This is a genomic window from Stenotrophomonas sp. S4 (assembly GCF_054187805.2).
This window is the reverse complement of the sequence record NZ_CM196188.1, coordinates 436111-459233: the sequence shown is the minus strand read 5'-3', so window position 1 is coordinate 459233 and position 23123 is coordinate 436111. Positions and strand designations below refer to the sequence as shown.

General features: G+C 66.7%; 18 protein-coding genes. 7 read left to right on the top strand and 11 right to left on the bottom strand.

Annotated features, from left to right (window positions below):
• Positions 1 to 311 precede the first annotated feature (311 nt).
• On the bottom strand, positions 312 to 3107 hold the full coding sequence (gene glnE / locus ACUZUJ_RS02005; protein ID WP_458220724.1) for a bifunctional [glutamate--ammonia ligase]-adenylyl-L-tyrosine phosphorylase/[glutamate--ammonia-ligase] adenylyltransferase: 2796 nt from the start codon (positions 3105 to 3107) through the stop codon (positions 312 to 314).
• A 365-nt stretch (positions 3108 to 3472) separates the two neighbouring features.
• On the opposite strand from glnE, the gene scpC reads away from it, so the two are divergent.
• Positions 3473 to 4987, top strand: a complete 1515-nt coding sequence (gene scpC, locus ACUZUJ_RS02000) for a succinyl-CoA:acetate CoA-transferase ScpC (RefSeq protein WP_458220723.1) — start codon at positions 3473 to 3475, stop codon at positions 4985 to 4987.
• A 161-nt stretch (positions 4988 to 5148) separates the two neighbouring features.
• Here the strand turns inward: scpC and hglS are convergent, their stop codons facing one another.
• From hglS to ACUZUJ_RS01955, 9 genes are all read right to left on the bottom strand, one after another.
• Positions 5149 to 6513 (bottom strand): 2-oxoadipate dioxygenase/decarboxylase HglS, encoded by a 1365-nt coding sequence (hglS, locus tag ACUZUJ_RS01995; RefSeq protein ID WP_510468062.1) that lies wholly within the window; start codon positions 6511 to 6513, stop codon positions 5149 to 5151.
• Between the two features lie 165 nt (positions 6514 to 6678).
• Entirely contained in the window at positions 6679 to 7167 is a 489-nt protein-coding gene (locus tag ACUZUJ_RS01990) for a hypothetical protein (protein WP_458220722.1), read from the bottom strand.
• 31 nt (positions 7168 to 7198) lie between these two features.
• Entirely contained in the window at positions 7199 to 7951 is a 753-nt protein-coding gene (locus ACUZUJ_RS01985; RefSeq protein WP_049412263.1) for an HAD family hydrolase, read from the bottom strand.
• A 95-nt stretch (positions 7952 to 8046) separates the two neighbouring features.
• Positions 8047 to 8457, bottom strand: coding sequence for an EF-hand domain-containing protein (locus ACUZUJ_RS01980; RefSeq protein WP_458220721.1), 411 nt, complete (start codon positions 8455 to 8457; stop codon positions 8047 to 8049).
• A gap of 232 nt (positions 8458 to 8689) precedes the next feature.
• Positions 8690 to 9061 (bottom strand): hypothetical protein, encoded by a 372-nt coding sequence (locus ACUZUJ_RS01975; protein ID WP_014035757.1) that lies wholly within the window; start codon positions 9059 to 9061, stop codon positions 8690 to 8692.
• Between the two features lie 364 nt (positions 9062 to 9425).
• Entirely contained in the window at positions 9426 to 10139 is a 714-nt protein-coding gene (locus ACUZUJ_RS01970) for a M15 family metallopeptidase (protein ID WP_458220720.1), read from the bottom strand.
• Entirely contained in the window at positions 10072 to 11613 is a 1542-nt protein-coding gene (locus ACUZUJ_RS01965; RefSeq protein ID WP_458220732.1) for a serine hydrolase domain-containing protein, read from the bottom strand. The genes ACUZUJ_RS01970 and ACUZUJ_RS01965 overlap by 68 nt, the downstream gene beginning before the upstream one ends.
• Positions 11614 to 11645: 32 nt before the next feature.
• Positions 11646 to 14645: a TonB-dependent receptor gene (locus tag ACUZUJ_RS01960; protein WP_049444543.1), complete on the bottom strand. Its 3000-nt coding sequence runs from the start codon at positions 14643 to 14645 to the stop codon at positions 11646 to 11648.
• 51 nt (positions 14646 to 14696) lie between these two features.
• Complete coding sequence (locus ACUZUJ_RS01955) at positions 14697 to 16181, bottom strand: transglutaminase-like domain-containing protein (protein ID WP_049444540.1); 1485 nt, start codon at positions 16179 to 16181, stop codon at positions 14697 to 14699.
• Between the two features lie 132 nt (positions 16182 to 16313).
• Here ACUZUJ_RS01955 and ACUZUJ_RS01950 point away from each other — a divergent pair, with 132 nt between their 5' ends.
• The 6 genes from ACUZUJ_RS01950 (at position 16314) to ACUZUJ_RS01925 (ending at position 22563) form a co-directional block, all read left to right on the top strand.
• Complete coding sequence (locus ACUZUJ_RS01950; RefSeq protein ID WP_049444538.1) at positions 16314 to 17753, top strand: C40 family peptidase; 1440 nt, start codon at positions 16314 to 16316, stop codon at positions 17751 to 17753.
• On the top strand, positions 17750 to 18844 hold the full coding sequence (locus ACUZUJ_RS01945) for a dipeptide epimerase (protein WP_049444537.1): 1095 nt from the start codon (positions 17750 to 17752) through the stop codon (positions 18842 to 18844). Before ACUZUJ_RS01950 ends, ACUZUJ_RS01945 begins: the two co-directional genes overlap by 4 nt.
• 361 nt (positions 18845 to 19205) lie before the next feature.
• The gene (locus ACUZUJ_RS01940) at positions 19206 to 20054 is read left to right on the top strand and encodes a MurR/RpiR family transcriptional regulator (protein ID WP_049444535.1); all 849 of its coding nucleotides are present in this window, start codon (positions 19206 to 19208) and stop codon (positions 20052 to 20054) included.
• A 15-nt stretch (positions 20055 to 20069) separates the two neighbouring features.
• Positions 20070 to 20831, top strand: a complete 762-nt coding sequence (locus ACUZUJ_RS01935) for a L,D-transpeptidase family protein (RefSeq protein WP_458220719.1) — start codon at positions 20070 to 20072, stop codon at positions 20829 to 20831.
• On the top strand, positions 20828 to 22129 hold the full coding sequence (locus ACUZUJ_RS01930) for an APC family permease (RefSeq protein ID WP_049444533.1): 1302 nt from the start codon (positions 20828 to 20830) through the stop codon (positions 22127 to 22129). The genes ACUZUJ_RS01935 and ACUZUJ_RS01930 overlap by 4 nt, the downstream gene beginning before the upstream one ends.
• Positions 22130 to 22239: 110 nt before the next feature.
• Positions 22240 to 22563, top strand: a complete 324-nt coding sequence (locus tag ACUZUJ_RS01925) for a hypothetical protein (protein WP_101764800.1) — start codon at positions 22240 to 22242, stop codon at positions 22561 to 22563.
• Between the two features lie 50 nt (positions 22564 to 22613).
• Here the strand turns inward: ACUZUJ_RS01925 and yiaA are convergent, their stop codons facing one another.
• Entirely contained in the window at positions 22614 to 23069 is a 456-nt protein-coding gene (gene yiaA, locus ACUZUJ_RS01920) for an inner membrane protein YiaA (protein ID WP_101764799.1), read from the bottom strand.
• Positions 23070 to 23123: the final 54 nt, after the last annotated feature.

The following is a 23123-nucleotide window of genomic DNA, read 5'->3' as shown; positions in this document are numbered from 1 at the left end:
ACCTACCAACAGCAGGTCATCGCCAGGCCATAGCCCTGGTAGGTGCCAACCTTGGTTGGCACGCTGTTGCCGGGTTCATGAACGCTGATGGATTGTGCCAACCAAGGTTGGCACCTACCAACAGCAGGACAACGGACAGCTCATTGATCCGGCGGGTCATCGCCGGGCCATTGCTCTGGTGGGTGCCAACCTTGGTTGGCACGCTGTTGCCGGGGTCATGAACGCTGATGGGTTGTGCCAACCAAGGTTGGCACCTACCAACAGCAGGACAACGGCCAGATCATTGCTCCGATGGTGCTTTGTGCTGGCTGTCAGGCGAACGGCAGCGCTGCAGCACTACACGCCGCCGTGATCGCCGCGCAGGCCTCTTCAATGGCCGGGGTGGTCGGTGCCAAACGTGGCCGCCGATCCAGCGTGCAGGCCAGGCCAACCTCCAACAACGTCGCGTGCGCGGTGTGCAGCGCCTGCGCGGTGGCATCGGGCAGGAAACCGGCGGCGCCCAGCGCATCGATCAACGACGGTGTGTCGCGCGGCTGCAGCAGCGCGGGCACCTGCGCGCTGCGTGCCAACACACCGGTCTGCAGCAGGAACTCCAGGTCCACCACGCCGCCAGCACCCTGCTTCAGGTCCAGCCGCGCGGCATCGCTGCGGTCCAGTTCGGTGCGCATGCGGCCGCGCATCTTCAGCACATCGGCATACAGCACGCCGGCATCGCGTTCGCGGCCCAGCGTCTGCGCACGCACCTGTTCGAAGTCGGCCAGCAGGCTGGCATCGCCGGCCACGCCGCGCGCGCGCACCAGCGCCTGGTGTTCCCAGGTCCACGCACGTTCGCGCTGGTACTCGGTGTAACTGGCCAGCGAAGACACCAGTGAACCCTTGCCACCATCCGGGCGCAGGCGCACGTCGATGTCGTACAGGCGCCCGGCGGCGGTGACCGCACCGAGCAGTGCCATCACCTTCTGCGCCAGGCGCGCATACCAGCGCCCCGGCTCCAGCGGACGTGCACCATCGCTGGCGTCCACCCCGGCCGGGTTGTCGTGCAGGAACACCAGATCCAGATCGGAACCGAAACCCAGCTCCAGACCACCCAGGCTGCCGTAGCCGATGATCGCGAAACGGCCACCGGGAATATCACCATGTGCGGCGCGCATATCGGCTTCGGCCATCGCCAGCACGGTGACCACCACCGCCTGCGCCAGTTCGGCCAGTTGCCGGGTGCTGTCCACCGCGCCTTGGCGACCATCCAACGTGGCCATCGCCATGCGGAAGCTCAGCGCCAACCGCGTTTCATTGAGCCAGCGCAGCGCGGATTCGGGATCTTCCACCGCCAGCACCTGCTGGCACTCGGCCAGCATGCCAGCCGCATCCGGCATCGGCCCGGACACGCGCACGTCCAGCAGTTCGTCCAGCAGCAGCGGATACGCGGCCAACCGCTCGGCCAGCAGCGCGCTGCGCGCCAGCACATCGACCAGCCGCGCCAGTGCGCTGGGCTGTTCGTCCAGCAAGGCGAGATAACTCGTTCGGCGCAACACCGCCTGCAGCAGGCCAAGCACGCGCTTGAGCGCGGCATCCGGTTGTGGCGAGCGCGTGGCCGCATGCAGCAACGCGGGCAGTACGCGATCCAGCCGCGCACGCGCGGCATCGGACAACGACTTCACGCCGGTGCCCTGGGCGAAATCGCGCAGCGACTGGTCGGCGCCATTGGCGTCGAGGAAACCGGCTTCGGCCAGCAGCGGTGCGTTGCTGCCTTCGGGCAGGCTGCGCCAGTAGTTGGCCAGTGCATCGGGCGCGGCCTGGCCCTTGCGCGGCGCCAGCAGTGCGGCGAATTCGGTACTGACCCGCTGCTGCTGCACGGCCAACGCCGCGCGCAGCACCTCCCAGTCCGGGTAGCCCAGGCCGATGGCGATGCGCTCGCGGTCCAGCGCGTCGCTGGGCAGCACGTGGGTCTGCGCGTCACGCAGCATCTGCAGGCGGTTTTCCAGCCGGCGCAGGAACAGGTAAGCCTCGCGCAGTGCGCTGCCATCCTCGGGCGCGATCTGCCCGGCCGCCACCAGTGCCTCCAGCGCCACCAGCAGGCGGCGCTCGCGCAAGGTTGGTTCGCGGCCGCCACGGATCAACTGCAGTGCCTGGCACAGGAATTCGATTTCGCGGATGCCGCCGGCGCCGCGCTTGATGTCTTCGTGTAATTCGCGGCGCGCGACTTCGGCGGTGATCGCCGCTTTCATCTCGCGCAGGCCGTCGAGCGCGGTGAAATCCAGGTAGCGGCGATACACGAACGGGCGCAGGGTCTGCAGCCACGCTTCACCGGCGTCGATATCGCCGGCCACCGCGCGCGCCTTCAGCCACGCATAACGTTCCCAGTCGCGGCCTTCGCGCTGGAAGTACTGGTCCATCGCCGCGAACGACAGCGCGACGCGACCGGCGCTGCCGAATGGGCGCAGGCGCAGGTCGACGCGGTGGCTGAAGCCATCGACGGTGGTTTCGTCCAGCAGCTTGGCCAGGCGCTGGCCGAGGCGCGCGAAATACTCTTCGGCAGCCAACGCGCGCGGGCCGTCGGATTCGCCACCGTGCGGGTAGGCGTAGACCAGGTCCACATCGGAACTGAAGTTGAGCTCGCCACCGCCGAGCTTGCCGAGGCCGAACACCACCAGCTGCTGCGGCGTGCCTTCGCCATCGCGGACCACGCCGTGGCGCTGGGCGAATTCCTGCTGCAGGGCGTCCAGTGCCAGCTGCAGGCAGTCTTCGGCCAGGGCGGTGGCGCCGGCCAGGGTCTGCGCCACGTCGTCCAGGCCGGTCAGGTCGCGCCAGATCAGCCGCGTCGACATGGCGGTACGCCAACGCCGGATCTGTGCCGGCCAGTCGCTGGGCTGCAGCGGATCGAGCACCGGCGCCGGGATCGGCGGACAGCCCGGTGCGGCCAGCTGTGCCAGCAGCGCCGGTTGCCGCACCAGGGTGTCCAGCGCGAAGTCGCTGGCCACCGCCAGCCGGGTCAGCAGCGGCAGCAGCTCGGCAGGAGCGGGCTCGGGCAGGACCTGGGCCAGGCGCGCCAGGGCACGGTCGACAAGGGGCTGCAGGGACGCGGGAAGGTCGGCGGGGGCGAGGGTCATGGGCTGATTGTATCGACCCGGTAGTGCCGGCCGCTGGCCGGCAGATCCGATGATTCCGCGGCTGCTTCCTGCAGTCGCCGGCCAGCGGCCGGCACTACCGATAATGGAGGCTGCGTATTCATACTGGGCGACAGGCAATAAAAAAGCCCGCTTGCAGCGAACTGCCAGCGGGCTCTGCTCCCTCCCCCACGTCGGGATGCAGGGCCATCGTGCGGGCTGCGAAAGCACTTTGCACGCTGCACTGCAAAACAAAACCGGTGGGTATGGGTGACCCCTGCGGGGAAAAGCCATTCCACGAAGGTAGAACCCCCCGTACGGATGAGGATGGCCGATAATCGGAATTCCCCCCAGCAACACGTGTCGTCATGTCTGTTGATCGCATCGCCAACGCGCGTCTCCGTGACCGCGTGGTCTCCGCAGAGGCCGCAGCCGCGCTGATCCAGCCCGGTGAAACCGTGGCCATGAGCGGCTTTACCGGCTCCGGGTATCCCAAGGCCGTCCCCGTTGAACTGGCCCGTCGCATCGAAACGGTGCACGCCGAGGGCCAACCCTTCCAGATCAAGCTGATGACTGGCGCCTCCACCGCGCCGGAACTCGATGGCGCGCTGGCCAAGGCCGATGGCATCGCCATGCGCATGCCGTTCCAGAGCGACCCGGATGCGCGCAACCGCATCAACGAGGGCAAGCTGGACTACATCGACATCCACCTCAGCCACGTGGCCCAGCACGTGTGGTTTGGCTTCTATGGCGAAATCGATACCGCCGTGATCGAAGTCTCGGCCATCCGCGAGGATGGCTCGCTGGTGCCCTCCACCTCGGTGGGCAACAACAAGACCTGGCTGGACCTGGCCAAGAAGGTGATCGTCGAGGTCAACGAATGGCAGCCGGCCGGCGTCGACGGCATGCATGACATCTACTACGGCACCGCGCTGCCGCCGCACCGCAAGCCGATTCCGCTGGTCAACGCCAACGACCGCATCGGCGACACCGCGCTGCGCTGCGACCCGGACAAGATCGTGGCCGTGGTGCGCACCAACGGCCCGGACCGCAACAGCCCGTTCAGCCCGATCGATGCAACCAGCGAACAGATCGCTTCGCACCTGATCGAGTTCCTCAAGCACGAGGTGAAGAAGGGCCGCCTGCCGCCAAACCTGCTGCCGCTGCAGTCGGGCGTGGGCAACATCCCCAACGCAGTGCTGGCCGGCCTGGCCAAGAGCGGTTTCCGCGACCTGGCCGCGTTCACCGAAGTGATCCAGGACGGCATGCTCGACCTGCTGCGCGACGGCGTGCTGAGCTACGCCTCGTGCACCGGCTTCGCGTTGAGCCCGCAGGCCAACGAGACGTTCAAGGAGAACATCGATTTCTACCGCGAGCGCATCATCATGCGCACGCAGGAAATCTCCAACCATCCGGAACTGGTACGCCGCCTCGGCTGCATCGGCATGAACGGCATGATCGAGGTGGACATCTACGGCAACGTCAATTCGACGCACGTGATGGGCACGCGGATCATGAACGGTATTGGCGGTTCCGGTGACTTCGCCCGCAATGGTTTCCTGTCGGCGTTCCTGAGCCCGTCCACGGCCAAGAACGGCACCATCTCGGCGATCGTGCCGATGGCCAGCCACGTGGACCACACCGAGCACGACGTGTCGGTGATCGTGACCGAACAGGGCCTGGCCGACCTGCGTGGCCTGACCCCGCGCAAGCGCGCGCAGGTGCTGATCGACAACTGTGCGCACCCGGATTTCCGCCCGCAGCTGCAGGACTACTTCGACCGTGCCAGCCGCGAGAGCTACGGCAAGCACACTCCGCACCTGCTGCCGGAAGCGCTGTCGTGGCACCAGCGCTGGCTGGATACCGGCACGATGAAGGGCTGAGACCCGCTGTTGTAGAGTCGAGCCATGCTCGACTTCTTTTCTCGGCAGCCGAGCATGGCTCGGCTCTACAGAGGGCAGCGCCATGACCCCAGGCACGGACATCGGGTAGAGCCGGCCGCTAGCCGGCTTCTCCTACAGCCGGCCAGCGGCCGGCTCTACCTTTACGCGGTGCGCAGGCTCGCCAGCGATTCGGCCTGCAGCCGCTCGTAGATTTCGAACTCGTCATTCACCGCCACGCCCAAGGCCTGCTCGAAGGCCTCGCGGTTGGCATGCGCGGCGTAGGCACGCTGTTCTTCACCGCCCAGGTTCGACTGGAAAATGCCCGCGGCACTGACCGGCAGGAAATCCTCGTAGACGATCGGGTCGGCGGTGGCCAGGCCGGCGGCCACCAGCACTTCGGCCGGCAGATCGGCCACGCGCTCCGGCGCGGCGCGGCCGGCGTCGGTCAGCTGGTAGCGGTAATAGCCCAGGCCTTCCTGGCGCAGCGTGTCGTGGTCATCCGGGAAGCTGGCGAAGACCGCCTGCAGGCGCTGGCCGTAGTCGCCACCCGTACTGCCTTCGCCACCGGCATCGCGTGCCTGCGACAGCAGCTGGTCGTACAGCGCGCGGCCCTTCGGGGTCAGAGCAAGGCCACGTTGCTCGATCTCGCCGAAGCGCGCGGTATGGGTACCGGCATCGCCACCCTCGCTGTCGGGGAAATGCACCGCTTCTTCCAGTGCCTTGAAGCTGGTCTGACGCAGCAGGATCGGGCAGGCACGGCGCGGCGGGCCTTCGATCACCGCCTTGGCCGCCATCCCGTGTTCGATCATCGCCGCCTGCGCCGCGTCGATATCCAGCGTGCGCGGGGTCAGGTGGTTGATGTGCGGGCCACGGAAACTGACCACGTCGGCCACCAGGCGATGCGCGTTGTGCAGGGCGTGGTAGGTCGGCAGGTCGACGGTGGCATCGCCGTGCCAGCGGAAGGTTTCCAGTGCTTCATCGACGAAACGCTCGGCATCGGCCTGCGACAGCCCGCCATCACGCTCGGCCTGGTCGATCAGCGCCAGTGCGCCATCGGTGAAGATGCGGCGGCGTTCGAGGATGCGCGCCGATTCGGCACGCAGCGCTTCGTCTTCGATCAGCTCAAGGCGCAGCAGCGAGGTGAACACGCGGAACGGGTTCTGCGCCAGCGCGGCGCCGGTCAGCGGCCGGAACGCGGTGGAGTGCACCGGCACGCCGGCCACCGACAGGTTGTAGTAGCCGACCGGGAACATGCCCATCACCGCGAACAGGCGGCGCAGCGTCGCCAGTTCCTGCACGGTGCCGACGCGGATCGCGCCATGGCGCTCTTCGTCCAGGCGCGCGCGCTCGTCGTTGCGCAGCAGCTGCGCGGCCAGCGCCGGGTCCTGGTCAAGCACCTGCGCGTTGATCCGCTCCACCAGTTCCACCAGCGTGCCGTACAGCGGCACTTCGGTGCGGTACATGCGGGACATGGCCTGCGCGAACAGGCGGCGGATCACATCAGGCGAAACGAAAGAGGCGCTCATCAGTCACTCGATTACGGGAACGGGGAACAGCTCGAACCCGTATTGTCGCCGGAGCACGCGGCGGCGGCGATATGCACAGCAACATGAAGGAAACCGGTAGTGCCGGCCGCTGGCCGGCAACCTCCGGATGCCTGGAAGGGTGCCGTTGCCGGCCAGCGGCCGGCACTACCGCTTGAGCTGGCGCTTCAGGGTGGCATCCAGGGTGATCGGCCGGTCCCAGTGCTGGTAGCTGGCCACGATGGCGTGGCGCAGCGCGCGGTAATGCAGGTTCTCCGGCTTGGTCGGCATCCGCTTCACCACCGCCTCCCAGCCACCCTCCGGGTCCTGGCTGAAGGCGCGCACGCTGTCGCGGCACGTCTGGCCGCTGGCCTTGGCCCAGAAGCAGGCGAAGTAGATATCCCCGGCCTGCCAGCCATGGGTGGTGAACAGTGCGCTGATATAGCCGCGCGGTACGTCGGCATAGCGCGACACCTCGTCGAGGAAGGCGTCGGGGTAGCGCTCGGCGTAGTGGTTGATGTCCTGCAGCTGGGCATCGACCCAGCTGTCACCGGTTTCCACCGCGTAGGCCGCCGAACGCTCGGCGGTCTGCTGGGCCAGCACGGTGGCCGGCACCAGCAGCAGGGACAACAACAGCGCGCGCAGTCGGACGTTCATGGCCCGATTCTGCCGCAGCCGCCGGGCCCTGTCAGGCCGCTGCAGCGGCCTTGGCCTCGATCGCCGCCAGTGCAGCCGGCCAGTCGTGGGCGGTATCGGCGGTGACCATGCGCGGTTCATCGTCGGCCACGCCGTGCTGGGTCTCGTGGGCCCAAGTCACCGCGTACGGGGTATGCACGCCCCAGCCACCCAGGGTCACCACCGGCTCGATGTCCGAGCGCAGCGAGTTGCCGACCATCACGAAGCGCTGCATCGGCAGGTCGAATTCGGCCAGCACGCGGGCGTAAGTCTCCGGGTCCTTCTCGGAAACGATCTCGATGCGCGGGAACAGCTCGGCCAGGTTGGCCACCTTGATCTTCGCTTCCTGGTGGAACAGGTCACCCTTGGTGATCAGCACCACCGGGTAGTGCTCGGCGATGGCCGCCACCGCTTCGCGCACGCCGTCGATCAGCTCGACCGGGTGGCGCAGGGTGTCATGGCCGATATCCAGGATGCGCTGGATGTCCTTGGCCTCGATGCGCTGGCCGGTGATGTCGATGGCCGCTTCGATCATCGACAGCGTCATGCTCTTCACGCCGTAGCCGAAGGTTCCCAGGTGGCGCTGCTGCACTTCCAGCAGGTGGCGCGCGGTCTGGGTGTCATGCACGTCGACGTAGCGCGACAGCAGGTCAAGATAATCCTGCTCGGCCTTGCGGTAGTAGTCCTCGCTCTTCCACAGCGTATCGTCACCGTCAAAACCGACCAGGCCGATGGCGCGCGACGGCGCAGGCGTGGGGGTGTTCATCAGCCAAGGATACAGGGGGGGCGATGACGAGAAAAACCCGGGCGGCCGCAGCCGCCCGGGTCCCCATGCGCCGGTCTTCCCGAATCAGGTCTGGATCAGCGGCCCTGCGCCGCGCCGGCACCTGCGCCGGCCTGCTGCGCGGCCACGTAGGCCTTGTACTCGTCGGCGCTCAGCTCGCCGTCCTTGTTGGTATCGGCCTGGTCGAACACCTGGGCCAGGCCGGCGTTCACCTGCGCCTCGGTCTTGCTGATGGTGCCGTTGCCATCGGTATCGATGCTGGCCCAGGTCTGGCCACCGCCGTTGGCCTGCGCCGTGGCCGCTGCGGCCGCATCGGTCGCCTGGTCAGCTGCCTGCCCAGCCTGTGCCGCCGCCTGCTGGGCCTGCGCCGCTTCGTTCTGCGCATGCGCGGCCTGCTGCTTGGCCGACTGTGCCATCGCCGGGATGGCCAGCACACTGCCGGCGGCGACGATCAGGGCGATCAGGGGCTTGCGGTTGCGAATAGTCATCAGGGGTGTCTCCTACCAATTGGGTGGTGTTGCGCGGCCTGTTGTTTCCGCACGGCACCTACCCTGCCACCGCCTTTCTGAATCGATTTTGGGCCGCGGCCGGCCTCCACACGCGCGATTAACCACTCGCCTCCACGCATGCTTTAGCGCGCTGGTTAGCGGGGAGTGAGTGGCTCATAAGATGCGCATTCAGCGCCTCTGGATTTAACCGGCAGGCAACGAAAAACCTGCGTCAGTCGACGGTTTTTTCCAATGACCGCGAACTGAACAACACCCATCCCAGGGCGACACCGGCGAGCGCGCCGGCGATTTCCAGCACGACACGGCTGCCAAGTTCGTTCGGATCGTGGATGGTGGCGAGGAACAGGCGCGCGTACAGCGGCGACTCCAGCCGCACGATGCCCATGTAGAACAGCTTCCACGCGTCGATGCCGGCGGAGGCCACCACCGAGATGACGCAGGACCAGCCGATCGCATGCCCCACCGACCAGTGCAGCAGCCGGCACAGCCGCGACCACAGGAAGTACACCAGCAGGCCGACCAGCAGGGCGATGGCGCCGGCTTCCAGGGTGCCGAGCAGGCCGAAGTGCAGGGGAAGGTTCATCGGGCGGGCTGGGATGAGAAGACGGCCAGTGTAAGGGATCTGCCCCGGACCCGATCCGGTGGCCACGGTAGATCCACGCCATGCGTGGATGAATCTCCTTCGAGCTCGAATATCTCGACGATTGAAAAAAGAGCAGCCGAGCATGGGCTCGGCTTTACAACGGACTCCGCGGGAAACTGTCAGAGGCGGGGCGGTGCCGGAGTGCGGGGTGTCAGCCGCATGGATGCGGCTGCCAAGCCTCCATGGACGGATTTACGGCGTCCCCGCACTCCGGCACCGCCCCGCCAACCCACGGAACGCACGCTGTTGCTGTTGATTCGGCCGTTGCCTCTGCAGGTGCAGGGCGCAGCCCTGCCGAAACCCCCTAGAGCACCGGAACGTCGTACGCGGTGCCGGGATCCGGTTCCGGCTGCAGGGTGTAGTGCCACCACTCCTGCGGATAATTGACGAAGCCCCGCCGCGCCATCGCGCGCACCAGCTGCTGGCGGTTCGCCTGCTGCGCATCGCTCAATCCGCTGGTCTGCGTATGCGCGCGTGGTCCGAAGAAATCGAAGTCGGTGCCCATGTCCAGCGGCGTACATGCACCGCTGCGGCAATCCAGCAGCCCCAGATCCACCGTGGCGCCGCGACTGTGTCCGGAACGTTCGGCGATGTAGCCGTCGGCCAGCAGCCGCGGCTTGTCCAGATCCGGATACTGCAATGCCTTGCGCGAGCGCTCGCGCGGGTCGTTCACCCAGGCCATGAAGGCCTGCACCGAGCGCACCGGGCGGTAGCAGTCGTAGATCCGCAGGCCGAATCCATCCGCACGCAGGTCCTGTTCCACCTGCGCCAGCGCCTTCGCCACCGGCGCCAGCAGATAGCACGAAGGCGCCTCGTAGCCCGGTACGCGCGCGCCAGTGAAGTTGTTGGCGCTGGCGTAGCGGATGTCCATGTCGATTTGCGGTGCCAGCGATCGGATTTCAACCAGGCCGGCGCTGGCGGCATCGGTGGCCGGCGAAACGCGCGACGGCTCAGCGGCGCTGGCGCTCGCTGCCAGCGCAGTCGCCAGTACGAGTGAAATGCAGGTCCTGGAAGTCATAGCTGAAGTCGATGTCCGGGTCGATGGCACGCAGGTCCAGTGTGGGCGGTGCACCGTCACCGGGCTGCAGCCAGGCCTGTGCGTCTTCGCCCAGCGTATCCCAGCGCAGCAGCCAACGCCCCTGCAACTGCAGCACCGTGGCCTGCAGTCGGGGCGACTTGTCGACGCTGAAACGCAGGCCGTCCTCGCCCGGGCACAGTGAGGCCGCACCCAGCCACGGATCGCGGTAGCGGCCCTGCCAGCGTGGCAGATCAGTACGGCTCGTCTCCTGCGCCGCAGCGGTGGATGGCCGTGAATGGCCGGTCGCCGCCCGCGTTGCCTGGTCAGCCTTCAGCTCGCCCAGGTACTCCATCGCCGGACGCGCATCGTCGGGGGTGGTGAAGCGCTTCAGCGCTGCCTGCATCAGCGCGGTGCGCGCATCCTCGCCTTCACCGTTGATCAGCATCACCACGCCCACTTTCCGGTCGGGCAGCAGCGCCAGCGACGAGTACATGCCCGACAGCGTGCCGGTGTGCGCCACCTTCCACTGCCCATCCATGTCGGACACGCGCCAGCCATAGCCGTAACCGTAGAAGTGCGCGTTGTCCCAGCGCCGCTGGCGCTCGCTCAGCGGCATCGGCATGTGCAACGTCCACAGCGTGCGGCGCTGTTCACTGCCCAGCCAGTCCGGCACCACGGCAGGATCCAGCAGCACCTGCATCCAGCGCATCATGTCGCGCAGCGAGCAACGGATGCCACCGGCCGCCATCGACGGCAGGTCCGGGCTGATGTCACGGTCGGCGTTCGCCACCTCATTGCGGTCACCGCGCCAGGCATGCGGTTGCGCCACGTTGCCCACGCGCTTCAGCGACCACGCGCCCACCTGACAGCGTGACAGGCCCAGCGGCTCGAACACCTGCTCGCGCATCAACTGGTCATAGGGTTTGCCACCGGCCGCAGCGGCCACTTCGCCCGCCACTACATACATCAGGTTGTCGTAGGCGTAGTGGCTGCGGAAACTGCTGACCGGCTTGAGATGCGCCAGCCCGGCGATGATATCGGCGCGGGTGAACGCGTTCGGCTCCGGCCACAGCATCAGGTCGCCGGCACCCAGTCCGAGACCGCTGTTGTGGATCAGCAGGTCACGTACCTGCATCTGCTGGCCCACCCATGCGTCGTACATGCGGAACTCCGGCAGATGGCGCTGCACCGGATCGTCCCAGCGCAGCTTGCCCTGCTGCACCAGCCGCGCCAGCAGCGCGGCGGTCATCGCCTTGCTGTTGGAGGCGATCTTGAACAGCGTGTCCTCGTTGATGCGGCCGCCATCACCACGCGCACCCTCGGCGCGCTGGTAGACCACGCGCCCCTGTTCGACCACGGCCATGGCCAGCCCGGGCAGATGCTCGTGCTGGACCACGGCCGCGACGTCGGCATCGATCGAGGCGGTCGCGCTCGTCTGCGCCGCCGCAACCGGAAAGACCGCCAACGCCGCCATGCAGAAGCAGCGTCGAGCGTGCTGGGCTGGCTTCAGTACGCCCATGTGACGGTCAGCTGCGCATAGCGCGGTGACTGGAAGCCGGTGCCGTAGCGGTACAGCGGATTGGGTGAGCCGATGCCGTTCTGCGGCTCGTAGTCCTGGTCCACGGTCACCACGCGCTGCTGGTTCAGCACGTTGTACACCGCCAGCTTCAGGCGCAGGTCGGTGGGAATCGGCACCTTGTAGGAAACGCTGACATCGAGATCGTAGGTCCACGGCGTGCGCCCATCACCGCCGCGCGGCGAGTGCACGAACACACGTTCGGATGGCACCGTCGCCTGGCAGTTGGACACGCAAACGTAGTAACTGTGGAAATCGGTCGCATCGAACGGATTGCCGGCACCGAAGCGGGTGATCGGGCTACCCGACTGCACGCCCAGGGTTGCGGCCACACTCAGGTTCTCGGTCAGCGCATAACTGCCACGGAACTTGAACTGATGGCGGCGATCATTGGCCAGGTAGCCATAGCCCCGGTAGTTCACCCACGGATTGTCGAAGTTCTCGGTGCGACCGGCATCGGCGAAGTCGGTATCGGAGTTGACCGGCCCCTCGGCGTTGCCGCGGCCATAGGCCAGCGTGTAGGACGCATTGAAGCCCCACTTGCCGTCCCATGCGCGGTCGACCTGCAGCTCCAGTGCCTTGTAGTCGCGCTTGGGCTTCACCCAGCCGCGCTGGCCGACATAGTTGCCGTTGTCGTCATACAGCGCCCAACCTTCCTTCGAGGTGTCGATGCTGATCCAGCCATCGTTGCGGCCATCGCAGTCGGTGTCGCCCCACACGGTGTTGGTGCGCCCCGGGTTGCCCATGATCCACACGCTGTCGATGGCACCACACTGCCCGGTGGCGGTGATGTTCATGTCATCGATGGCGTTGTGCAGGCGCCGGTAGGTCACGCTGGCACCCACCGACCAGGCCTCGTTGATCATCTGCTGGAAGCCCAGGATGGCCTCATCCTGGTAGACCGGGTCCATGTCCCGGTTCACTTCCGCGCGCAGGTCCGGCACGCTGCCGTCGCCCTGCGAGTTGTCCACCGGGCCGATCTGCGCACCCAGGTTGGGGATGTTGTTGGCTGCGCCGGTGTAGCCGAGGAACTCGTACCAGGTGCGCTCGTCGAGGAAGCCACCGGCCTGCTTGATGTTGATGACGTTGGCAACCGGCAGGAAGTAGCGGCCGAGGTTGCCGAACACCTTGGTGGTGCCATCGCCGCGCACGTCCCAGGAGAAGCCGGCACGCGGGGCCAGCATGTTGTCGATCTTGATGTAGCTGTTGCCGTCGCCGCCCTTGTTGTCGAACGCCTCCATGCGCAGGCCGAGGTTGAGCAGCAGGTTCGGCGTGACCTGCCAGTTGTCTTCCAGGTAGTAGGCCGAGTTGATGGTCTTGAACGCACCTTCCACTTCATAGCGGCGGGTGCGCACGACCACGCCGCTGGCCGGCACCACGCCACCGTTCAGCGAACTGCCGGGGGTACGGTAGTAGATGTCGTAGCGGAAGCCGCCCGGGCCAGGGTAGGCGCGGCTGTAGTCGGACGTGTTCTCTTCCCGGTCCAGGCCGAACCGCAGCAGATGGTTGCCCAGGGTCCATTCGAAGTCCGCGCGCGCCGCCTTGCGCGTATCCAGCGCCGACTCCAGCTGCGAGCTGCTGGTGCAGCTGCGGTCGCCCTGCAGCGACGGCGGCACACCCTGGCCGGCCGTGCGGTTGTCGAAGACGCGGTTGCAGTTCTCGTCCATCAACGAGCTCTGCACGCGGTTGCGCTTGTTCTCGCCGTACATCAGCTTCATGGTCAGATCATTGTTGACCTGCCAGCTGTAGGTGCCCGACCAGTTGCGGCCACCCACGGTGTTCATGATCTGGTTGGCACGCTCGCCCACGCTGCTGCCAAGGTCGTAATCGTAGGCATAGACGTCGGTGAGCGTCTTGTTGCGATCGGAGAAGCCGAACAGCGAGAACATCTGGTTATCGGTGATGCGCCAATCGATCTTGCCGCCCCAGAACGGGTCATCGGCTTTGCCCTGGTTGAAGCGGGTGCCGGCGTCGTTGGTCGATGTCGGGCGGTAGTCGCGGGCTTCGTACATGCCGAAGAAGAACAACCGGTCCTGCACCAGCGCACCGGAAGCGAATACGTTCAGCGCGCTGCGGCTGTAGTCGTCGCGGCTGGCGGTGATGTAGCGGCTGCCATTGCCGTCGTAGCGGTCACGTGCCTGCGACTGCCATGCGCGCGGCTCGAACACCAGCTCGGCACCGGCCTTGAAGTCATTGCTGCCCGAGCGGGTCACCGCATTGATGACACCGCCGGTGCTGCGCCCGAACTCCACCGAATAGCCGCCAGTCTTGACCTGGAACTCCTGGTAGAACGAGAACGGCACCGACGAGAAGCCGACCCGGTTGTAGAAGTCGGTGACGTTCAGGCCATTGATGTAGACCGTGTTCTCGGCCACCGACGAACCGCCGAAGGAAATGCCCTGCCCGCCCAGCGACCCCTTGCCCTTCACCGCACCCGGCGCCAGCAGCGCCACGGCGGTGATGTCACGGTCCACCGGCAGGCGCGAGAGTTCCTCGCGGGTGATGTTGGTGGCCGACTCTGTGGACTTCACATCGACCATCGACACCACCTGCGGTGCCCGCACTTCCACCGTACCCAGCGTGCTGACCGCGCCGAGCGGCACGTTCACCGTGGTCGCGCTGCCGAGGCTGACGGTCACCTGGCCAACACGGCTGGCGCCGCCACCGGGCAAGCCGACCTCCATCTCGTAGGTGCCTACCGGCAGCAGCGGAATGCGGTAGCTGCCGTTGGCCTCGGCCTGCACCGAACGGACGAAACCCGTTGCCGGATTGCGTACGGTCACCGTGGCACCGGCCGGCACCTGCCCGCCCTCGCTGACCAACCGGCCAACCACCGAACCATCCTGTGCGAATGCGCTGGGCGCGATCACGCCCAGACACGCCCCGAGGGCGACGCACAACGCCGCCCGCTTGATGCTGTAAGCCTTCATCCCCTGCTCTCTCCTGCAAGAATTGAATGGTGTGGAGTGCGATGTGTCGCGCTAGCGTTGCCTGGCTGGCAGTACCCGCCACTGGAAGTCGTAGCTCCATTGGTCGAAGTACAGGTTGTCGCCTGCCCACTCGGCCTCGCCACGCTGCGAGTCGACCGTTTCCGAGCGGTAATGCTGTTTGGCCGGCACGAAGGGCTGGCCGAAATCATCGTTGAAGGCGATGCGATAGCCGTCGAGGCCACCCAGGTAGAAGTCGCGCAAGGCCGGCACGTCGCTGGCCAGCGCCCCGGTGGTCACGTCCATCGGCAGCCAACCATAGGGCGCCAGGTAGACCTGCCCCCAGTCATGCAGGTTGTTGTAACCACTGCCATCGTCGGAGAACACCATGCCCGACTGCCAGCGCGCGGGAATGCCGTTCAGGCGCAGCAGCGCGATCAGCAGCAGGGTCTGCTGCCCGCAGTCAGCATGGCCGGCACGCAGCGCGTAATCGCTGATGTTGCTGATCGTTGAGTACTCGCGCGCGCCGGCCCAGGGAATGCGGTCAACCGCAGCAAACAGCTTGCGCACCACTTCATACGGGCGCGTCTCGCCCTGCAGCACCTGGTCGGAGAACAGCTTCAGTGCAGGGGTGAAGCGCACATGTGGCAGCTGCTCGGCCAGATACGGCTTCAACGCCGGATCAGCCGGGGTCGGCTGCACCCTGGCCGGATCAATCGCGGTATGCCGGGCGAAGATCGTGACCGCATAGCGGACCTCGAAGCGGGTCGGCTGCCCGGCCACCGCTTTGGCTTCCAGATAGGCCGTGCGCTGCAAGGTGCTGGCCGGTGCCACCCGCGCCTTGCCCGGGCTGCCGCCCAGCCACTGCACCTGCTCCTGCTGGCCCGGGATCTCGCGCGGGTACGGAATCCAGGCGCGTACGGTTTCGCCGGCCGGCACGGCATCGGCCTTCACCGTAAGCGATTGGGTGAATTCGATACGCTGCGGCAGCACCGACGCCTGGCCACTCTGTTCGGCCGCGGCAACCACGCGCGCGTGGTGTGCGTTAAGCACTTCGTTGGGGCCCGGAGACGGCATCGGTGCATCCGCGCGGCGACGTGCACGTGCTTCGTCGCTGAGCAGGAACAGGTTCGATGGTGCGCGCTTGAAGTACCAGCGCTCGCCATCGATATCGAGATGCTCGATCAGGCCAAGCTGGTCCCAGCGCGCGAATTCCTCGTCGGTCAGGTCGGGAATCCAGCGGCGCACGGCCGCCTTCGCGGCTGCCTGGTCCAGGCTGAAATCCAGACGGATGCGGCGCATGCGCTCGAACTGGAAGTCGGCCGGTGGGAAGACGCCTTGCGTGGCAAACGCCATGACCACGCTGTTGAACTGGCCACTGTCGACCCAGTCGATCAGCTGCCATTCCCGCTCACGATCGATCGCCAGATCAAGCGCACTGCGGGGATCCTTTGCCCCCGCCGACCACGCCCACAGCAGCAGCGCGGCACACAGGCCGGCGGTGGCAGGCAGACGCGGTTTGCGAACGGCAGGATCCACAGCGACACTTCCCCAGCGCGGGTGGTAACGGCTGTGTAACACGGGCCGGGATGCCGGTCAATAATTTATTCTTGCTTTCGATGCCGAAAGGAATAAATATTCCAACAGGCATTCGAGGAGGGTGTGCAGCGCATGATCCTGGCTTCCCGCGAACGGCATCGGCATTGGCCACGCCGCTTGACCCTGGCCCTGTGCCTGCTGGCCGCACCGGCCTTTGCACAGGCGGCACCGCTGCCCGACCCGGGCGCGCCGCTGCCCTATGTGATCGGCCTGCACGAGGCCTACCTCACCCCGCAGTACTGGGCCGCGCGCCTGGACAACGCCGACGTGCCGATCCTTGACCGCGGCCAGATCGAGGCACAGAACGTGCGGATGCAGGCGCAGGACAGCCACATCCAGGACATCGCCGCATTGCCAGCCCAGCTTGATGCGGCGACGGTGCGTGCCAGCATCACCGCGCTGTCGAGCTGGCCCAGCCGCACCCTGTACAACGACAAGGGCCAGGCCATCGCGCCGGCAGTGCGCAGCATGATCGAAGCCAACCTCGGCCTCGATGCGATTCCCACGCAGGTGGCACCGCAGTATGGGCTGGTGGTAAAGCGCGCGGCACTGCGCACCTTCCCCACCCGCGAGCGCGTGTTCAGCAGCATCGGCGACACCGACATCGATCGCTTCCAGGAATCGGCGCTGTTCCCCGGCGACAAGGTTGCCGTGGTCCATCGCAGCGCCGACGGCCGCTGGCTGTTCGTGCACAGCGAGCGCTACAGCGCGTGGATCGAAGCCGAGGCCATTGCCAGCGGCGACAAAGCCACCGTGCTCGGTTATGGCGCCAAGGGGCCGTACCGGATCGTCACCGGCTCCACCGCGCAGACCGCCTACACCCCGGAAGAGCCGCGCGTCTCGCGCCTGCAGCTGGACATGGGCGTGCGCTTGCCGGTGCTGGCCGACTGGCCGGCCGCCGAACCGGTGAACGGTCAGCAGGCGCATGCGTCGTGGGTGGTGCAGTTGCCGGTACGCGAAGCCGATGGTCGGTTGAAGCTGGTGCCGGCGCTGCTGCCACGCTCGCAGGACACCGCCGCCGACTACCTGCCGCTGACCCCGCGCCTGCTGCTGCAGCAGGCCTTCAAGTTCCTCGGCGAGCGCTACGGCTGGGGCCACGACTACGACACCCGCGACTGCAGCGGTTTCGTCTCCGAGATCTACCGCAGCTTCGGCGTGCTGCTGCCACGCAATACCAGTGCACAGGCGGTCAGCCCTGCCCTGGATCGCCTGCCGTTCACCGGCAAGGACGGCAAGGCGGTGCGCGACCGCGCCGTCACCGACCTGCAGGTGGGCGACCTGGTCTACATCCCCGGCCACGTGATGATGGCCATCGGCCACGTCGACGGCCGTACCTGGGTCATCCACGATACCGCGGGCGGCAGCTGGTTCGGTGCCGACGGCACGCGCGTGCAGGCCCATCTCAATGGTGTTTCGGTCACTCCGCTGGAACCGATGATGGCCAGCGATACCGTCCGCTACATCGACCGCATCACCAACATCCAGCGCCTGCGGGCCAAGACTCCTGAATGAAGATCACCGCCATCGAACTGGGCATGCTGCGCGTGCCGTTGAAGACACCGTTCAAGACCGCCCTGCGCACGGTGGAGACCGTGGAAGACGTGGTGGTGCTGATCCGCACCGACACCGGTCACACCGGCTACGGTGAAGCCCCGGCCACCGCAGTGATCACCGGCGATACGCACGGCTCGATCATCGAAGCAATCCGCCACTTCATCGCGCCGCGCCTGATTGGCCAGGACGTGGTCAACCTCAACCGCCTGTGTGGGCTGGTGCAGACGGCGATGGAGCGCAACACCAGCGCCAAGGCCGCGGTGGAAATCGCGCTGTATGACCTGTGGGCGCAGCTGCACGGCGCACCGCTGTACCAGATGCTCGGTGGCGGCGACCCGGTGATCACCACCGACATCACCATCAGCGTGGACTACATCGACAAGATGGTGGGCGACTCGCTGTCGGCGATCGAACGCGGCTTCGAGTCGCTGAAGATCAAGGTCGGCAAGGACATCGGCCTGGACATCGAACGGGTCAAGGCGATCCACGCCGCGGTGGAAGGCCGCGCCCTGCTGCGGCTGGATGCCAACCAGGGCTGGACCGCCAAGCAGGCGGTTCACGCGATGCGCACGCTGGAGGAAGCCGGCGTGGTCCTTGAGCTGCTCGAGCAACCGGTGAAAGCGGCCGACATCAGCGGCCTGAAGTACGTCACCGACCGCGTCAACACGCCGGTGATGGCCGACGAAAGCGTGTTCAGCCCGAGCCAGGTGATGGACCTGATCCAGCAGCGCGCGGCCGACATCATCAACATCAAGCTGATGAAGACCGGCGGCCTGTCCAACGCGATCCGCATCGCCGACATCGCCGGCATCTACGGCGTGCCGTGCATGATCGGCTGCATGATCGAGTCCAGCATCAGCGTGGCTGCGGCCGTGCACCTGGCCGTGGCCAAGAGCGATGTGATCACCAAGGTTGACCTCGACGGCCCCTCGCTGGGCCAGTTCGACCCGGTCAGCGGCGGTGTGCATTTCAACGAATCGGAGATCAGCATCAGCGACGTGCCGGGGCTGGGCATCACCGAAGTGCGTGGGCTGGAGATGCTGGGGTGATCTCTGCCTTGCGGCTGACGCTGCGTGTCACTGACGTTGGGTCGCGCGTTACTTTTCTTTTCGCGAAAAGAAAAGTAACCAAAAGAAACGCTCCGCCATCCGCGAGCCGACGTGCTGCGCACGCCGGTGCCCTGCGCTCCTCGGTCCGTCGAGGGACGGCGCGGAACTCGCTACGCTCAGACACCCGCGCCTCTTCGCCCCCGCCGGACCTGCGGTGCTCGGCTCGCTTGAAGGCGGACTCAACGTCAAAGGCAACAACCGCACTCCATATCCTCTTCGCTGCTGGCACCCGCCCGACCCATCCCATGACACGCTCCACGCAGCCAACCGCAACGCGCCTATCCATGCCCGGACACCCCGCATGCCGCCCCTGCTGAAGATCCGTTCCGAGCGCGGGCAGATGTCGGCCATCGAGCGCCGCATCGCCGACTTCATCCTCGACAATGCCCACCTGCTGCGTGACTACTCGTCCCAGCAGCTGGCCAGCGCACTGGGCATCAGCCAGTCCAGCGTGGTGAAGTTCAGCCAGAAACTCGGCTTCAAGGGCTATCCGGACCTGAAGTACTCGATCGGCCAGGATGTGGCTCGCGCCGGTGCCGATCCACAACAGGCCCCCAGCGAACCCGACAGCGGCGACGACTACCTGCGCCTGGGCGAGGCCCTGCGCCGCAGCAAGGCGCAGGCCGAAGAGGAAACACGGCAGGCCAATCCACGCGATGAAATCGAGCGCATCGTGCAGCTGCTCGACGGCGCGCCCAAACTGTTCGTCTACGGCCTGGGTGACGACGGCCTGTATGCCCGTGAGTTCGCCATGCGGTTGTCGCTGCTCGGCCTGCTGGTGGTACCGCACACCGACCCGATCCTGATGCTGGCCAACCTGTCCGCCGCGCGCCCCGGCGATGTGCTGCTGGTGTTCTCCGAGTTCGGCAACCTGCCCCAGCTTTCGCAGCTGTCGCGCCAGTTCCAGGACATGGGTGGCAAGGTGATTTCCATCACCCGCCACACCGCCAACCCGCTGCGCGCGCATGCTGATGCGGCACTGGTGGTGTGTGCGCACGACCGCACGCCGCAGGTCGCGCAGCTGCTGTACCGTAGTGCCATGCACGCCCTGCTCGATTTCCTGTTCGTGCTGCTCTGCCACGCCAATCCGGACCGCCAGCAGCAGCTCGCGGTGAACCTGGAGCGGATCGACCACCTGCTGGATTCCTGACCGGAGCGCATGTTCATGATATCGCTGGTCCGCCTTGCCGCCACCGCGCTGCTGCTTGCCGCGGCGGTGTCCGTCCACGCCGCGCCGCTGGATGGCGCACGCCAGCTGATCGTGGTCACCAGCGAAGGCTGGGACAGCACCGAGGGGCAGCTGCAGGCCTATGTGCGCGACGGCAAGGGCTGGCACACGCATGGACAGGCGTTCCCGGTGGCGCTCGGCCGTACCGGCAGCGCCTGGGGCCTGGGCCTGCATCCGGCACAGGCCGATGGTCCGCAGAAACAGGAAGGGGATGGCCGCAGCCCGGCCGGCATATTCGCGCTCGGCAGTGCATTCGGCTATGCCGTCACTCGTGCTGGCACCGCGATGCCCTACCAGCCGATGCTGGACAGCAGCTACTGCATGGACGTGCCCAGCTCGCCGTTCTACAACCGCATCGTCGATGAGAAGAAAGTCGGCAGTGCGGCGGTCAAGGGCTCCACCGAGCCAATGCGGCTGGACCTGCACAACAAGGGCGACGTGCGCTACCGGGAAGGCTTCGTCATCGCCCACAACCCGGACAACCAGCCCGGCAAGGGCAGCTGCATCTTCGCCCACCTGTGGCGCACGCCCGGTGAGGCCACCGCCGGCTGTACGGCCATGCCACAAGAACGCATGCAGGCGCTGATGAACTGGCTGCGCCCGCAGGACGCGCCGCGCTTCGTCCTGCTGCCGCGTGCCGAGTACAAGCGCCTGCAGGCGCAGTGGCAACTGCCCGCGCTGGCCGGAGACGCCCGTTGAGCGCGCAGGACGAACCGCAGCTGCAGCGCGCGGTCAGCCGCTGGCAGATCGTCGGCCTGTCGATCAACGATGTGATCGGCAGTGGCATCTACCTGCTGCCGGCCGCCACCGTCGCTCTGCTCGGCCCGTTCAGCCTGTGGGGCGTGGTCGCCGCTGGCATCGTCGTCGCGCTGCTGGTGCTGTGCTACGCGCAGGCCGCCAGCTATTTCGACGAGCCCGGTGGCAGCTACCTGTATGCACGCGAGGCGTTCGGGCGATTCGCCGGGTTCGAGATTGGCTGGATGATCTGGCTGACCCGCATCAGTTCGGCGGCCGCACTCAGCAATGCGCTGGCCGATGCGGTCGCGCGCTTCTGGCCGTGGGCCGGCGCCGGCATGGGTCGCATCGCGGTGATCGTGGTGTCGCTGGGCTTCCTCACCGGCGTCAACATCATTGGCGTGCGCTCGGCTGCGCGCACCGGCGTGGTGCTGGTGATCGGCAAGATGCTGCCGCTGCTGCTGTTCGTGGCCATCGGTGCGTTCTACATCGATCCACAGCTGGCCTTCTCCGGCCAGCGCCCGGACCCGCACGACCTGCAGCGCATGGGCGAAGCCGCGTTGCTGCTGCTGTACGCCTACGCGGGCTTCGAGAACATCCCGGCCGCCGCCGGCGAGTACCGCAATCCGCGCCGTGATATTCCGTTCGCACTGATCACCATGATCATCACCGTCACCGTCATCTACGGCGCGGTGCAGGTGGTGGCGCAGGGCACGCTGGCCGGCCTGTCCAGCTCGGCGACGCCGCTGGCCGATGCCGCCGCCGGCTTCGGTGGCGAGGCACTGGCACTGATCCTGACCATCGGCGCCACCATCTCCATCCTCGGTACCAACAGCAACACGATGATGATGGGCCCACGTTTCCTGTTCGCACTGGCGCGCGATGGCTACGGGCCGAAGATCCTGGCGCAGGTGCATCCGCGCTTCCACACCCCGGCAGCATCGATCCTGTGCCAGGGCCTGATCGCACTCGGCCTGGCCCTGTCCGGCTCGTTCGTGCAGCTGGCCCTGCTGTCGATGACCACGCGCCTGTTCGCCTACATCGGCACTGCCGCGGCGGTACTGGTACTGGCCAAGCGCTACGCCGACCGCCCCGGTGCGTTGAAGTTGCCGGGTGGCCCGCTGATTCCGGTGCTGGCGCTGCTGCTGTGCCTGGCGCTGTTCGCCAGTGCCAGCTGGCAGAACATCGCTGCTGCACTGGTCGCGTTCGCCATCGGCGCGGTGATCTACAAGCTGCCGCGCAAGGATGCCGACGCTGGGTGAGCGTAGCGCCGGGCCATGCCCGGCGGATTGATCTGGCGATCACGCTGCGGGACCGGGCCGTTAACCGCCACGCAGGCACGATCAGGCTTCGTCCACAACGGAGCCCTTCCATGACCGAGTACCAGATTCCCGGCCGCGTGCCGGACGACAGCACACCGCGCGACGCGGTCAGCAACTACTGGCGTGAGCGCTACACGGCCGAGCCTTACTACGACGACCAGTTGTTCTTCGAGGACTACGAGCCGGCCTACCGGATCGGCCACGCAGCGCGTGCGCAGGACATGATCCGCGCCTACGAGGAAGTGGAACGCGAGCTCGAATCACGTTGGGCCAGCGAACGTGGCCGCAGCCGCCTGGACTGGGTGCAGGCACGCAACGCGGCGCGTCGTGGCTGGGAGGAAGCTCAGCTGGCGGATCCGCGGTTGAAGCGATAGCGCCAGGCTGCTTTAGAGCCGAGCCTACGCTCGGCTCCACACCGGATCGATCAATCCTGCTCCGGCAGCGGCTGCACGATCGCACTGCGCTTGATCTCGCCGCCACCGGCGGCGATCAGGTCGCGGGTGTTCTTCTGCACCGCCACCGCACCGAACAGCGACAGCGCGTACGCCATGCCATAGAAGCCCTTCTCGCTCGGCGCCAGCGTGGCATTCCACAGGCCGACCAGCAGCAGCATCAGCGCCGACAACAGCGCGAACCAGCACAGCGCGTAGTACAGGCCACTGACCGGAATGCCCTCGACGCGGTCGCGCACGCTCTTCTGCAGCGACACCGCCGCGAACAGGCCGAACAGCAGCAGCGTCAGGTAGTAGCCCTTCTCGTTGAGCGCCATCGTGGCGGCGTTGAACAGGCCGATCAGGTAGGCCGCCGCACCCAGCAGCAGGGCCACCCAGGAGGCGGCAATGAAGGCGGTGGACGGCTTGTGGGGCATGGCAGTGTTCATTGCAGATCCTTGGCAGGCAGACGGGCCCGCTTTGCCCGGGCGTGCCCACCCTAG

Bases quoted from the DNA above. Each gene is read 5' to 3' on its own strand.
- glnE (WP_458220724.1), bottom strand. From the start codon at position 3,107: ATGACCCTCGCCCCCGCCGACCTTCCCGCGTCCCTGCAGCCCCTTGTC.
- scpC (WP_458220723.1), top strand. From the start codon at position 3,473: ATGTCTGTTGATCGCATCGCCAACGCGCGTCTCCGTGACCGCGTGGTC.
- hglS (WP_510468062.1), bottom strand. From the start codon at position 6,513: ATGAGCGCCTCTTTCGTTTCGCCTGATGTGATCCGCCGCCTGTTCGCG.
- ACUZUJ_RS01990 (WP_458220722.1), bottom strand. From the start codon at position 7,167: ATGAACGTCCGACTGCGCGCGCTGTTGTTGTCCCTGCTGCTGGTGCCG.
- ACUZUJ_RS01985 (WP_049412263.1), bottom strand. From the start codon at position 7,951: ATGAACACCCCCACGCCTGCGCCGTCGCGCGCCATCGGCCTGGTCGGT.
- ACUZUJ_RS01980 (WP_458220721.1), bottom strand. From the start codon at position 8,457: ATGACTATTCGCAACCGCAAGCCCCTGATCGCCCTGATCGTCGCCGCC.
- ACUZUJ_RS01975 (WP_014035757.1), bottom strand. From the start codon at position 9,061: ATGAACCTTCCCCTGCACTTCGGCCTGCTCGGCACCCTGGAAGCCGGC.
- ACUZUJ_RS01970 (WP_458220720.1), bottom strand. From the start codon at position 10,139: ATGACTTCCAGGACCTGCATTTCACTCGTACTGGCGACTGCGCTGGCA.
- ACUZUJ_RS01965 (WP_458220732.1), bottom strand. From the start codon at position 11,613: ATGGCGGCGTTGGCGGTCTTTCCGGTTGCGGCGGCGCAGACGAGCGCG.
- ACUZUJ_RS01960 (WP_049444543.1), bottom strand. From the start codon at position 14,645: ATGAAGGCTTACAGCATCAAGCGGGCGGCGTTGTGCGTCGCCCTCGGG.
- ACUZUJ_RS01950 (WP_049444538.1), top strand. From the start codon at position 16,314: ATGATCCTGGCTTCCCGCGAACGGCATCGGCATTGGCCACGCCGCTTG.
- ACUZUJ_RS01945 (WP_049444537.1), top strand. From the start codon at position 17,750: ATGAAGATCACCGCCATCGAACTGGGCATGCTGCGCGTGCCGTTGAAG.
- ACUZUJ_RS01940 (WP_049444535.1), top strand. From the start codon at position 19,206: ATGCCGCCCCTGCTGAAGATCCGTTCCGAGCGCGGGCAGATGTCGGCC.
- ACUZUJ_RS01935 (WP_458220719.1), top strand. From the start codon at position 20,070: ATGATATCGCTGGTCCGCCTTGCCGCCACCGCGCTGCTGCTTGCCGCG.
- ACUZUJ_RS01925 (WP_101764800.1), top strand. From the start codon at position 22,240: ATGACCGAGTACCAGATTCCCGGCCGCGTGCCGGACGACAGCACACCG.
- yiaA (WP_101764799.1), bottom strand. From the start codon at position 23,069: ATGAACACTGCCATGCCCCACAAGCCGTCCACCGCCTTCATTGCCGCC.